Source organism: Lysinibacillus sp. RS10 (assembly GCF_041956855.1).
Taxonomy (GTDB): Bacteria; Bacillota; Bacilli; order Bacillales_A; family Planococcaceae; genus Lysinibacillus; species Lysinibacillus xylanilyticus_A.
This window is the reverse complement of the sequence record NZ_CP167122.1, coordinates 3,879,531-3,892,723: the sequence shown is the minus strand read 5'-3', so window position 1 is coordinate 3,892,723 and position 13,193 is coordinate 3,879,531. Positions and strand designations below refer to the sequence as shown.

At 38.4% G+C, this 13,193-nt stretch carries 11 protein-coding genes; all 11 read left to right on the top strand.

From position 1 onward, the window contains the following. The first annotated feature begins 175 nt into the window (after positions 1-175). The 11 genes from bshC to ACB089_RS19755 all read left to right on the top strand — a co-directional run bounded on the left by bshC (position 176) and on the right by ACB089_RS19755 (position 13,164). Complete coding sequence (bshC, locus tag ACB089_RS19805; RefSeq protein WP_374963596.1) at positions 176-1,792, top strand: bacillithiol biosynthesis cysteine-adding enzyme BshC; 1,617 nt, start codon at positions 176-178, stop codon at positions 1,790-1,792. A gap of 255 nt (positions 1,793-2,047) precedes the next feature. Next, on the top strand, positions 2,048-2,479 hold the full coding sequence (gene mraZ, locus ACB089_RS19800) for a division/cell wall cluster transcriptional repressor MraZ (RefSeq protein ID WP_374963595.1): 432 nt from the start codon (positions 2,048-2,050) through the stop codon (positions 2,477-2,479). A gap of 60 nt (positions 2,480-2,539) precedes the next feature. Continuing rightward, positions 2,540-3,490 carry a 16S rRNA (cytosine(1402)-N(4))-methyltransferase RsmH gene (rsmH, locus tag ACB089_RS19795; protein ID WP_374963594.1) on the top strand — a complete coding sequence of 317 codons (951 nt, stop codon included), beginning with the start codon at positions 2,540-2,542 and terminating at the stop codon, positions 3,488-3,490. After that, entirely contained in the window at positions 3,491-3,859 is a 369-nt protein-coding gene (gene ftsL / locus ACB089_RS19790; protein ID WP_374963593.1) for a cell division protein FtsL, read from the top strand. Next, complete coding sequence (locus ACB089_RS19785) at positions 3,856-6,075, top strand: penicillin-binding protein (protein WP_374963592.1); 2,220 nt, start codon at positions 3,856-3,858, stop codon at positions 6,073-6,075. Before ftsL ends, ACB089_RS19785 begins: the two co-directional genes overlap by 4 nt. Positions 6,076-6,133: 58 nt before the next feature. Next, positions 6,134-8,050: a stage V sporulation protein D gene (locus ACB089_RS19780; RefSeq protein ID WP_374963591.1), complete on the top strand. Its 1,917-nt coding sequence runs from the start codon at positions 6,134-6,136 to the stop codon at positions 8,048-8,050. A 125-nt stretch (positions 8,051-8,175) separates the two neighbouring features. Then, positions 8,176-9,147 carry a phospho-N-acetylmuramoyl-pentapeptide-transferase gene (gene mraY, locus ACB089_RS19775; protein ID WP_374963590.1) on the top strand — a complete coding sequence of 324 codons (972 nt, stop codon included), beginning with the start codon at positions 8,176-8,178 and terminating at the stop codon, positions 9,145-9,147. Beyond that, on the top strand, positions 9,147-10,496 hold the full coding sequence (gene murD, locus ACB089_RS19770; RefSeq protein WP_374963589.1) for a UDP-N-acetylmuramoyl-L-alanine--D-glutamate ligase: 1,350 nt from the start codon (positions 9,147-9,149) through the stop codon (positions 10,494-10,496). Before mraY ends, murD begins: the two co-directional genes overlap by 1 nt. 40 nt (positions 10,497-10,536) lie before the next feature. Next, complete coding sequence (gene ftsW, locus ACB089_RS19765) at positions 10,537-11,616, top strand: putative lipid II flippase FtsW (RefSeq protein ID WP_374963588.1); 1,080 nt, start codon at positions 10,537-10,539, stop codon at positions 11,614-11,616. 20 nt (positions 11,617-11,636) lie between these two features. Next, entirely contained in the window at positions 11,637-12,458 is an 822-nt protein-coding gene (locus ACB089_RS19760) for a cell division protein FtsQ/DivIB (RefSeq protein ID WP_374963587.1), read from the top strand. Continuing rightward, entirely contained in the window at positions 12,436-13,164 is a 729-nt protein-coding gene (locus ACB089_RS19755; RefSeq protein ID WP_374963586.1) for a DUF881 domain-containing protein, read from the top strand. Before ACB089_RS19760 ends, ACB089_RS19755 begins: the two co-directional genes overlap by 23 nt. Positions 13,165-13,193 lie beyond the last annotated feature (29 nt).

Genomic DNA, 13,193 nt, shown 5'->3' with positions numbered 1-13,193 from the left:
TTGTTTTTAATAATAACTCTTTATGTGCAAAAAATATTAAATAATTTCCAATGTACTTTAGCGATTGATAACATACTAAGGGTAAATCGCATAATAGTAAGTATTAGAAGAATTTATTTCGAATTTGCTTGTTAGAGTAAGAAGATGATTTAGTGAGTAGAGGAGTTTGTGTTAAATGAAACTGGAGTCAATCCGAGTACCCATAAAAAATCGTTTGCTAGCAGATTATTGGTCGCCAAATACTGCTATCCATGAGTTTTTTGAATATGAATATAACGATAAATCTTTTGAAAAACGAGCGCAATACTTAGATGAGCATGCGCGTGATCAAAAAGAATTAACGGCCATCATCCGTCAATTTATGGAGCCGCTTGGTATTTCAAAGAAAGCGAATGAACATTTACAGCAGCTAGAGCAAGGAGCTGTTGCGGTTGTCGGTGGACAACAAGCGGGTATATTAACTGGCCCTCTTTACTCGGTGCATAAGGCGATTTCGGTCATTACATTAGCGAAAGAGCAAAGTGTGAAGCTTCAGCGACCAGTTGTTCCTGTTTTTTGGATAGCTGGAGAGGATCATGATTTAGAGGAAATTAACCATACGTATACAGTCCATGGCGCTGACATTAAAAAAAGAGCGTACAGTGAACGTTCAAGACGTAAAACAATGGCTTCTGTAACAAGTATAAACAAAGAATCTATGACACAATTGTTAAATACAATTGTGAAAGATATTGGTGAAACAGAATTCACTGAAATACTTATTAAACAATTAGTGGATACTCTGAATAAGAGTGAAACATTTACGGACTTCTTTGCGCGACTCATGAACCAACTATTTGAAGATGAAGGTTTACTGATGATTGATGCGGCAGACTTTAAATTCCGTCGATCTGAGAGTGAAAATTTTACCCACATCATTCGTAATAATGAAGAAATTGCTAGGGTAGTAACGGAGAAGGAAGCTCAGTTAGCAAGTGCGGGTTATGGTAAGCCTATATTGGCAACGAATGAAGCGGCCAATCTATTTTTTGTAGAAGATGGGGAACGGCATCTATTGGAGAGAAAGAATCAGCTATTTGTTAATTTAGCTGCAAATATTAAGATGTCGCGTGAAGAACTTTTAGAAATGGCTAACAAGCATCCTGAGCAATTAAGTAATAATGTTGTAACAAGACCATTAATGCAGGAGATGACTTTACCTGTGCTTGCGTTTGTGGGTGGGCCAGGAGAACTTGCGTACTGGGCAACATTGAAGGATGCGTTTTCAGTATTAGGCTTACAAATGCCAATTTTTGCTCCGCGTCTTCATATCACGATTGTCACACGTCATGTAGAACAACTATTGCGTGAACATCATTTGAATGTTGCTGATGTGTGGGATGGGAAAGCGTTGCAACTTAAAGAACAGTTTATTGCTGAAGTACAAGATACTGAAGCGAAGCGTCAAATTCAAACGATGCAACAGATGCTTTTAGAAAAATATGATGAGCTTCGATCTTATTTAGAAGAGCAACATCTTCCGTTAGATAAAATACTTGGGAAAAATAAAGAGAATCATCTTAAACAATTTGAGTATTTACAGCAAAAGGTTGAACAAACAGTACTTAACAAGCATGAAACGACAATTCGAAAGTTTATGACGCTACACAATGAGTTATATCCAAATGAGGGATTACAGGAAAGAACTTATAATCCTTATCAATATTTCAATGAGTTTGGGCCAATGTTAATTACTGAAATGCTGAAGCAAAATTATAACATTGGAAACCATCACTATATACTTTACTTATAATTCCTAAAAAGTATATCTTTATACCTAAATGATGATTTAATACAATATAGATTTGATGATCAATGTCATATATTAATAATAAACGGTGAGCTATCCTACTAAGGGTAGCTCTTTTGTTATGTCATTTAGCACGGGTTGGATATTGAATTTGAGGTCTAATTTCATATTAAATATTTAAATGTCAAGTTTTTTTTAAAAAAAGTGGAGGAAAGTGGGGGGATGTGGTACATTATTTAATAAAGTGGGGTGAATAGCATGTTCATGGGAGAATATCAACACTCTGTTGATGCGAAAGGACGATTAATCGTACCCGCAAAATTTCGTGAAGCCTTAGGTGAAACGTTTGTTGTGACACGCGGACTTGATAATTGTTTATTTGGCTATCCTATGGATGAATGGCGAAAACTCGAAGAAAAATTAAAGGGCTTACCGATGACCAAAAAGGACACACGTGCATTTGCAAGGTTTTTCTTTTCTGGAGCAACGGAAGTAGAGATAGACAAGCAGGGGCGCATTAATATTCCTTCAACTCTTATGCAGCATGCACATCTTGTGAAAGAATGTGTAGTGTTAGGGGTTTCGAATCGAATTGAAATATGGGCGAAAGATGCTTGGGAGGCTTACTTTAGTGAGTCTGAACAATCCTTTAATGATATTGCAGAAAATATGATTGGCTTTGATTTTTAACTTATTAGACGCTTACGTGTCTGCTGTATATGAAGTTAAGGCCTGAGGGGAGCGAGTGGTATGTTCGATCATACAACCGTGTTATTAAAAGAAACAGTTGATGGGTTGAACATCGATCCTGATGGTGTATATGTGGACTGTACGTTAGGTGGGGCAGGACACAGTGAATATTTAGTACAACAATTATCTGAAAAAGGTCGTTTAATTTGCTTTGATCAAGATACGATAGCTATTAACAATGCAAAAATTCGATTGGCGCCATATATTGAGCGCGTGACATTTGTCCACTCGAATTTCCGTTATTTAAAAGAAGAGTTATTAGCTCTTGGTATCGAGCAAGTTGATGGCATTTTATATGATTTAGGTGTTTCATCACCACAGTTAGATACACCAGAACGAGGTTTTAGTTATCATCATGATGCACCTCTAGATATGCGCATGGATCAAACGGCATCACTTACAGCATTTCATGTCGTAAATGAATGGGCATATGAGGATTTAGTGCGTATATTTTTCCGTTATGGAGAAGAAAAATTTTCAAAGCAAGTTGCTCGTAAAATTGAAGAGGCGCGAAAGATGGCGCCGATTGAAACAACTGGACAACTTGTAGAACTTATTAAAGAGGGTATCCCAGCAGCGGCTCGCCGAAAAGGTGGACATCCAGCGAAGCGCATATTCCAAGCAATACGAATTGCTGTTAACGATGAGCTAGGCGCAGCAGAGGATTCATTAGTCGATGCGATTGATATGATAAACGTAGGTGGACGCATTAGTGTCATTACGTTCCATTCATTGGAGGACCGCCTATGCAAGACTATTTTTAAGGAAGCGTCATCATTACCGGAATTACCACCGAATTTACCAGTAATTCCTGATGACATGAAGCCAACTTTAAAGCTTATCACGAGAAAGCCGATTGTTCCTTCTGATGAAGAATTGGCAGTAAACAATCGTGCTCGTTCAGCAAAGCTTAGAGTGGTAGAGAAAATTAACGACAAAGGGCGTGAGTAAATGGCAGCAGTTCGTGTAAGGCAGCACCAACAGCAACATGTGCAACAACCGATAACACCACCTAGTCCACAACCCACTATCATACGTCGTAAAAAAACGAACCAGAAGTTTGAAAAGACAATGCTAATTATTTTAATTGGTATGATTGCTGTATTATCAGTACTGGTTTTAAATAAGCAAGCAGCAATTCAAACGACAAGCATGGACATTCAAAAAATCGAAGCTGAAGCAGATGAGATTGCGAAACAGAATGTTGACTTGACAGTTCGTGTAAGTGAACTTTCTACTTACGAAAACATATGGAAAAAAGCTAAAGAACTCGGTTTAACTCAAAATGAGAAAAATGTAAAGGTAGTGCCGGGAGAATGAAAAAAAAGAGATTTCGATTCCAATGGGGAGCCTTTCTATTATTAATTTTTTATGGAGGGCTCTTTTTTCTATTGTTCACGAGAATGGTTACGTTACAGGCAACGGGTGAAGCGGAAGGTCAGGAGCTTGCGGCTAGGGCAGCTGCAAAATATAGCAAAGAAAGTGCCATTACAGCAAGTCGTGGGAAAATTTATGATCACAACGGTCAAGTCATTGCTGAGGACACACTCAGCTATCGATTGATTGCAATTGTAAGTGACAAAGCCACGACGGATCCAAAAAACCCTCGGCATGTAGTAGATCCTGAAAAAACTGCAAAAATATTAGCAGAAAATCTTCCTAATTCAGACGAAGAAAAAATATATAAACAGCTTACTAAGGAAAATGCTAATGGCGAAAAGCCTTATCAAGTTGAATTTGGTAGTGCAGGTCGTGGAATTAGTCATGAAGTAATGAGTAAAATCAAAGAAGAAGAATTACCAGGGATTTTATTTGTGAAAGATTTAAAACGTTATTATCCAAATGGTATTTTTGCCTCGCACTTAATTGGCTTCGCAGTAAAAGAGGGAAATAAAGATGGAACGTTCACGACAAAAGGTAAGATGGGTCTTGAATACACCTACAATAAAGAGCTAACTGGAAAAGACGGTAAGGTAGAATATGAAACTGATGCCTTTAGTTATCTATTGCCAGATAGTGAGAAAATGATCACACCTGCGAAGGATGGCGACGATATTTATTTAACTCTTGATAAAACCATTCAAAGCTTTTTAGAGGAAGCGATGACGCAGGTGGAAAAGGAATACAACCCTGAATCCATGACGGCTGTTGTGGCAGATCCGAAAACAGGAAAAATCCTAGCAATGTCTCAACGCCCCACATTTAATCCTGATACACGTGAAGGCACAAATGTGAAGTGGTTAAATGAAGTTATTGAGGAAACCATTGAGCCGGGTTCGACGATGAAAACGTTTACGCTCGCCTCAGCTATTGATACTGGAGTATGGCAACCAAATGCGACGTATATGTCAGGTAGTTACAAAGTGCTTGATCGTACAATTCGAGATCATAACGGAGTCGGCTGGGGGCCAATTACTTATCTAGAAGGTTTCCAGCGTTCATCAAATACAGCGATGGCAAATTTGTTAAAACTTATTGGTGATGATGTCTTTATTGAATATTTAGATCGCTTTGGTTTTGGTCACAAAACAGGCATTGATTTGCCAAATGAAGCGACAGGTACGATTTTATCGCAATATCCTATCCAACGTGTTACAACGACTTATGGTCAAGGTTCTACCGTAACACCTATACAGCTTATTCAAGCAATGACGGCAATTGCGAATGACGGAAAGATGATGCAGCCATATGTGATTGATCGTATTGTAGACTCATCAACAGGAAAAACCATTCAAAATCATGAGCCTATTGAAAAGGGACAGCCGATTAAAGCGGATACAGCAAAACAAGTACGTGAAATTCTTGCGTCTACATTAACAGCAAAATATGGGACAGCGAAGGATTTTATACTTGAAGATTATCAAGTTGCAGGGAAAACCGGTACTGCCCAAATTCCATTAGGAAATGGTAGATATTCGTGGGGTTCAAACGAATTCCTGTATTCATTCCTAGGAATGGCTCCTGTAGATGATCCACAGCTCATTATGTATGTCTCAGTAAAAAGACCAAAATTAAAGGGTGAACTTGGTTCTGTACCAGTTTCAAAAGTATTTAACCCAGTTATGTTAAATAGTTTAAAGTACTTAAACATTAATCCTGAAGATGTACAGCATGTTAACAATGCAACAATACAGGATTACACAGGTCAAAGTGCTGAGGCTACTCAAGTAGAGCTTGCAAATGATGGTCTACAGCCAGTTATTGTTGGTGGTGGCGGCAAAATAATTGACCAGTATCCAAAAGGTCCTCAAAAACTTGTTAAAGGGAACCTTGTGTTTTTAAAGACAGAAGGTAATGTGACACTGCCAGACTTCACCAATTGGTCATTGCGAAATGTACTTGTCTTTAAATCAATGGCAAATTTAGAAATTGAAGTCGTTGGAGAGGGCTTTGTAGCTAGTCAAAGCGTATCGGCAGGTACCGTAATTTCAGATAAATCACCGATTGTCGTGAAGCTGAAAACACCAGCCGAAAGCTTTAAAAAAGATGTAGAGACCCCATCTGAGGGTGACATTGAACAAATGGATGATGAATAGACACTGAATAGAAGTCCACTTTATTTCATACGTTGTAAAAAACAAGGTGTGATGTCGAATGAAGTGGATTTCTATCCATTCCAAAAAGCGATTGCGTATTTTATACGTATTGTTTATGTTTGTAGCAGCTGCGATTGTCATTAGGCTTTTCTTCTTGCAAGTATTAGATCAAAAAGAACTGACCAAGAAAGCTGAAGAGAACTGGGACCGAGAAATTCCATTTGCCAACGAGCGAGGGCATATTACAGACCGTGATGGGAAAAATATTGTTACCAATAAGCTAGCGCCAACTTTATATTTTATGCCTTCTCAAAGTAAGGATATTGAAGGGGCAGCAGCAAAAATTGCACAAGTTTTAGGGGTAGATGAACAAAAGTTATTGGCAAAAATGAAGAAAAAAGAATACTTAGTAAAGCTGGCACCTGAAGGGAAAAACATTTCCTATGAGAAAGCAGTGCAGTTACAAGGGATGCAGATTGACGGATTGTATAGTGGTGTTGATTATTCAAGGGATTATCCATATGGTACCTTACTATCCCGTTTTTTAGGTTTCACAGGCTATGATGCACAAGGTTTAGCAGGAATTGAATATGAATACAATAAGCTGTTACAGGCTAATTCTTCGGCAATACGGCTCTTTACAGATGCGAAAGGGAATAATTTGCAGAACGTAGCAAGCGCTTGGAAAGCTGGTGAAGATGGCGCGACAATCGAGCTTACGATAGATGTAGATGTACAACAGGTTGTCGAGCGTGAATTGTCACAGGCGATGGAGCGTTATGAAGCTGATCAAGCATTGGCGATTGCTATGAATCCAAACAATGGCGAGATTTTAGCATTAGCCTCATATCCTACCTTCCATCCGGCAGAATATCAACTGGTGGAGCCTGCTATCTACAATCGGAATTTACCAGTTTGGATGACATATGAGCCGGGATCGACGTTCAAAATTATAACGCTCAGTGCAGCACTAGAAGAAAATTTAGTAGATTTAGAGAAGGATACTTTTTATGATCCAGGCTATACAATGGTTGCTGGAGCTAAACTACGTTGCTGGAAGCGTAGTGGTCATGGACATGAAACTTTCCTAGAAGTTGTAGAAAACTCTTGTAACCCAGGTTTCGTTGAATTAGGGCAGCGAATTGGTAATGAAAGATTACTGCAATATATTAAAGATTTTGGTTTTGGTCAAAAAACTGGATCTAATATTGCAGGCGAAGCTTCTGGGATTTTATTTTCAAAAGAAGCCTTTGGACCAGTTGAGCAGGCAACCACTTCATTCGGTCAAGGGGTAGCTGTTACACCCATTCAACAAGTGCAAGCCGTAGCCGCAGCAGTAAATGGAGGTAAGCTTTATACGCCATATGTTGTGAAGAAGGTTTTTAACCCGAATACTGGAGAAGTTATACAAGAGACTGAGCCGGTAGTTAAAAAACAAGTTATTCGAGAGGAGACGTCTGCGAAGGTTCGAGGTGCTTTGGAATCCGTTGTAGCAAAGGGCTCGGGACGTCAAGCCTATCGAGACGGATTACGTATTGGCGGCAAAACGGGTACAGCGCAAAAGGTAGAGAACAGCCGTTATATAAATGGTGAATATATCGTATCGTTTATTGGCTTCGCTCCTGCGGATAATCCGCAAATTGTCGTTTATGTAGCAGTAGATAACCCGAAAAAGACAACGCAGTTTGGTGGTGTTGTAGCAGCTCCAATCGTTGGTCAAATTATTGAAGATGTTGCACCTTTTGTTGGCATTGAAAAGTCGAAGGAACAGCTTGAAAAGGATTATCGTTGGGGTGACCCAATCACTGTGAAGGTACCAAGTTTTATTGGTCAAACGAAGGATGATATTGCCAAGCAACATTATCCATTCCGTATTGAATGGCATGGAGAAGGGACTAAAATTGGCAATCAACTGCCTGAAGTGGATAGTGTTATTAAACAAGATGGCACCATTCATCTATATTTAGAGAACTAATATAACTTTACCTTTAAAAAATGGGAAAGAACCACTATTATTATGAAGGGTAGTAATAAATAAATGAAAGTTTGTGCTTTTTTCTTGAAGAAGAAAGTGAAACAAGATTTAAAGGAGATTTATCAATGAAACTCGCAACAACGCTTACCATTTTAGCTCTTGCTTTTATAGTAACAGTTATCCTGGCACCAATTAGTATTCCACTTCTTCGCCGATTAAAGTTCGGTCAAAGCATTCGTGAAGAAGGACCAAAATCACATATGAAAAAAGCTGGTACACCAACAATGGGCGGCATTATTTTCTTACTTGCCATTATCCTTACTACTGTTGGTGTAGGAAGCTTTTTAGATTTATTTACAACACAAACCGTCGTATTGTTATTAGTATTAGCAGGGTTTGGGTTAATCGGCTTGTTAGATGATGGCTTAAAGGTTGTTTTTAAACGTAATTTAGGACTAACATCACTTCAAAAGCTGGTTGGTCAAATTGTCATTGCGGTCCTAGCATATTTTTTACTACATGTAGGATCGTTTGATACAACACTTGCTATACCATTTACTGAGTGGACGGTTGATCTTGGTAATTTCTATGTAGCCTTTTTAATTTTCTGGTTAGTTGGCTTCTCGAATGCAGTGAATTTAACAGATGGATTAGATGGACTTGTGGCAGGTACTGCATCCATTGCCTTTGCGGCATTTGGAGTTATTGCACTATTCCAAGATCAAGCTGATATCGCCTTATTTGCATTTGCGGTGACAGGTGCATTATTAGGATTTTTACTTTTTAATGCGAATCCAGCAAAGGTATTTATGGGAGATACAGGTTCGTTGGCATTAGGTGGCGCTTTAGCAATGGTATCTGTTTTAGTAAAAGAAGAATTCTTACTGTTACTAATTGGATTGGTGTTTGTTATTGAAACATTATCTGTAATTTTACAGGTAGGTAGCTTCAAACTTCGTAAAAAACGAATTTTTAAAATGAGTCCTATTCATCATCATTTTGAATTATCAGGTTGGTCAGAATGGAAGGTAGTACTTGTATTTTGGTCAACTGCATTAGCAGTAGCATTGATTGCAGTCTTATCGGAGGCGTTCTAATGAGAAACTATACAGATTTACAACATAAAAAAGTCCTTGTTTTAGGTCTAGCTAAAAGTGGTGTGGCTGCAGCTGAGATTTTACATGAGCTTGGCGCCTTTGTGACGGTCAATGATTCAAAACCATTTGACGAAAGCCCAGATGCGCAAGGCTTATTGCAAAAGGGGATTACAGTTATTTGTGGGCGTCACCCGGAGGATTTACTGGATGAAGGCTTTGAGTTAGTTGTGAAAAATCCAGGGATTCCTTATAGCAACAAGATAGTAGCAGATGCTATTAGCCGTGAAATTCCCGTATGGACAGAAATTGAGCTTGCTTATTTAATTAGTGAAGTGCCATTTATTGGTATTACAGGGTCTAATGGTAAAACAACAACGACAACATTAATTTTTGATATGCTGAATAATGGTGGTCCAACACCGTTAATTGCAGGGAATATTGGGACAGTAGCATGTGGTGTTGCAAGAGAAGCACAGAAGGATCATGTGATTGTTACGGAGCTATCTTCTTTCCAATTAATGGGGATAGAGACGTTCAAGCCGAAAATCGCTATTTTAACTAATCTTTATGATGCTCATCTTGATTATCATGGGACATTTGACAACTATGCAGAAGCGAAATTTGGTGTCACACGTAATCAAGATGAAAGCGATTATTTTATCTACAATGCCGATCAGCCAATTGTTGTTGGTTATGCAACAAAATCCAATGCTAAAAAGGTACCATTTAGTTCTAATGGGCGTACAGAAGAGGGTATTAGTGCAGATGAAACAACAATTTACTGGCAAGGTGAACCATATCTAGATCGAGCAAATATCGCTTTGCCTGGTAAGCATAACTTAGAAAATATTTTAGCAGCTGTAGCCGCTTGTATTTTAGTCGGCTGTGACAAAGCTAAAATGGAAGAAGTTTTAGCTAAGTTTGGAGGAGTTCGTCACCGTACTCAGTTTGTGCGCGAATGGAACGGACGCAAAATTTACAATGACTCTAAGGCGACAAACTGCTTAGCTACAAAAAGTGCTTTAGATGCTTTCCAAGCACCTGTTATTTTACTTGCAGGTGGTTTAGATCGAGGACATTCGTTTGAAGAATTACGTCCATGCATGAACCATGTAAAAGGTGTTGTTGCCTTTGGAGAAACAGGTCTACGATTTGTAGAATTTGCAAAATCGTGTGGTGTACAGCAAACTGTCATTGCTCAAAATGTCGAGGATGCCGTACATTATGCGGCACCGATGTCGACAGAAGGCGATGTTATTCTCTTATCTCCAGCGTGTGCAAGCTGGGATCAATATGACAGCTTTGAAATAAGAGGCGACGTTTTTATTGATGCTGTAATGAAGCTGTAATGAGCCTGTAACTATTTTAGAATATACTTGACTTGGAAGGATGGCATTACTGAGAGGGAAAGAAAGCTATTTATTGCTCGTCACAACATTGCTGCTTTCAATAATCGGCATTATTTTCGTCTATTCTGCAGGTACCTATTGGAGTGCCATTCATTATAGTGGAAAAATGCCGTTTTATATGAAGCAAAGTCTGTACTTTGCCGTTGCCATTGTAGTGTTTTTAATCACCATTCGATTAAATATTTTGAGAGAGCAGTCCTTTTGGAAAATGGCCTATATATTTTCGTTAATTTTACTGGTCCTTGTACTTATACCAGGAATTGGACTTGTGCGAAATGGTTCTCAAAGCTGGATTGGAGTAGGACCGTTAACAATCCAGCCAGCAGAGCTAACGAAAATTACAGTCATTGTGTACCTGAGTCATATTTTAGCGCAACATAAAACGGGTAAGCCGATTATTAATTGGCGTCATGGATTGATCTTATTATTACCTGTTGTACTTATTATGTTGCAGCCTGATTTTGGTTCAGTATTTATTCTAGTTGTTTCTGTGTTTTTATTGTTTTTTGTGGCAGGTTACCCTTTAAAGCTTTATGCGATGTTTATGGTTGCTGGAATTGCTGGGTTAGTGGGCTTAATTGTCACAGCGCCATACCGACTAAAGAGAATTGAAGCATTCATTGATCCATGGGTCGATCCTCTAGGAAGTGGCTTTCAGGCTGTACAATCGTTAATGGCTATAGGTCCTGCAGGGATTTTTGGGCATGGTTTTGGACAAAGCAGGCAAAAGTTTTTATATTTACCTGAACCACAAAATGACTTTATTTACGCAATTATTCTAGAAGAGGTAGGGTTGCTAGGTGGGCTAGTTATTTTAGCGCTTTTTGTACTGATCATTTATACAGGCTATAAATTCGCAATACAGGCTAAAACAAGAACATCTTATTACGCGATAATAGGACTTGTCACAATGCTGACCGTACAAGCATTTCTAAATATAGCAGTAGTGATTGGCTTAGTTCCTGTAACAGGTGTTACATTACCGTTTATTAGCTACGGAGGAACATCTTTAGTAACAATGTGGTTAATAATAGGTATTATTTATCAATTAGCGAAATAAATATAAAGGAGGAGTACTTTTTGGAGAAAGTAATTGATATAGAAGATCGCATACCTACGCTAAAAAAGCGACGAAAAAAGCGTACAAATCGGAAATTTATAGTGCTAATATTACTTTTCTTTATCGTGTTAGCAGTACTCCTTTATTTTCAATCTCCTTACAGTAAAATCAACAAAATAACAGTCAACGGCGCTCAGTTAGCAGATGCACAATACTACGTACAAGCCAGTACTCTTGCACCTGGAAAGTCGATGTGGGGATTTAAAGTAGAAGATGTAGAGAAATCATTACTAAAGGATAAATGGGTGAAAGATGCACATGTTAAACGGGATTGGCTTCAAGGCGTGACTATTGAAATTAAAGAATGGAAAAAAGTTGCGTACTTAGCCGGTGACGGTACTTATTATCCGTTACTTGAAAATGGCGAGCGTTTTGAACAAGCTGGAGATGACATTCCGATTGACGCACCTGTATTTATCGGCATAGCTGGCGAAAAGACAATTAAGAAGCTTGTTAAGCAATTAGCACAATTAAAGCCAGAAGTATTAGCATTAATTTCTCAAGTCAATATTAACAGTGATGGGTCAAATCCTAATGCAGTTAAGCTTTATATGAACGATGGCTATGAGGTACGTGCTGTTATTCAAACGTTGGCAGAAAAGCTAAATCATTACCCATCGCTCGTGGCACAAATCCCTAATTTAGAAAAGGGTGTTATCGATTTAGAGGTCGGCTCGTATTATAAATCTTTCAATGATGAGTACAACCAAGAAAGCATTGACTTAGAAGGAGATGCGGCCAACCAGGAAGTGAAAAAAGATGAACAACAAGAAAAAGAGTAGCAAAGGAAATTTCATTTCAAGAAAACAATTTGAGTTGCTTATTGTTTGTGTGACTATGGGGTTTATCGTTGGTTATTCGTACAACCAGGCAAAAGATAATCGAGATGCAGGTGCTAGTGATGCAGAGCTTTTTGAGCAAGAAGAGTCATACCGTGAGGAGTTAATTGCACAGCAAGAGCGCAATAAAGAACTGTCAGAAGAGTTGACTGCTTTACAAGAAAAAATTCGCAAGTATGAAAAATCATTTGTTGCTAGTAAAAAGGATTATACAAAGCTGGTTGAAGAAGCAGAGGATTTACGCTTGTTGCTAGGCGATTTAAACGCAGAGGGAAAAGGGATACGTATTACCCTTCAAGACGGTGATTACAATCCGAAATCTGCTAATCCTAATGATTATATTGTGCATGAAAGCCATGTATTTAAATTACTCAATGAGCTTAAAATTTCTGGTGCTCAAGCAATTGCTATTAATGGTCAACGCGTTTTGGCGAATTCTTATATTCGTTGTAATGGACCAGTCATTACGATAGACGGCAAGCAGCATCCAGCTCCATTTGTTATTGAGGCTGTAGGAGATTCAGCAACATTGATGGCTTCCTTAAATTTAAATGGTGGCATTGTGGATCAACTAGTAAATGACAATATTGTTGTGTCATTAGAAGAAGAACAAAAGCTTATAATGCCAAAAGTAATAGTAGAAGGTTAAATGATTTCCAGTTAATATTTGCAAACTAA

Coding starts and splice junctions, on each gene's coding strand:
- bshC (WP_374963596.1), top strand. CDS start 176: ATGAAACTGGAGTCAATCCGAGTACCCATAAAAAATCGTTTGCTAGCA.
- mraZ (WP_374963595.1), top strand. CDS start 2,048: ATGTTCATGGGAGAATATCAACACTCTGTTGATGCGAAAGGACGATTA.
- rsmH (WP_374963594.1), top strand. CDS start 2,540: ATGTTCGATCATACAACCGTGTTATTAAAAGAAACAGTTGATGGGTTG.
- ftsL (WP_374963593.1), top strand. CDS start 3,491: ATGGCAGCAGTTCGTGTAAGGCAGCACCAACAGCAACATGTGCAACAA.
- ACB089_RS19785 (WP_374963592.1), top strand. CDS start 3,856: ATGAAAAAAAAGAGATTTCGATTCCAATGGGGAGCCTTTCTATTATTA.
- ACB089_RS19780 (WP_374963591.1), top strand. CDS start 6,134: ATGAAGTGGATTTCTATCCATTCCAAAAAGCGATTGCGTATTTTATAC.
- mraY (WP_374963590.1), top strand. CDS start 8,176: ATGAAACTCGCAACAACGCTTACCATTTTAGCTCTTGCTTTTATAGTA.
- murD (WP_374963589.1), top strand. CDS start 9,147: ATGAGAAACTATACAGATTTACAACATAAAAAAGTCCTTGTTTTAGGT.
- ftsW (WP_374963588.1), top strand. CDS start 10,537: ATGGCATTACTGAGAGGGAAAGAAAGCTATTTATTGCTCGTCACAACA.
- ACB089_RS19755 (WP_374963586.1), top strand. CDS start 12,436: ATGAACAACAAGAAAAAGAGTAGCAAAGGAAATTTCATTTCAAGAAAA.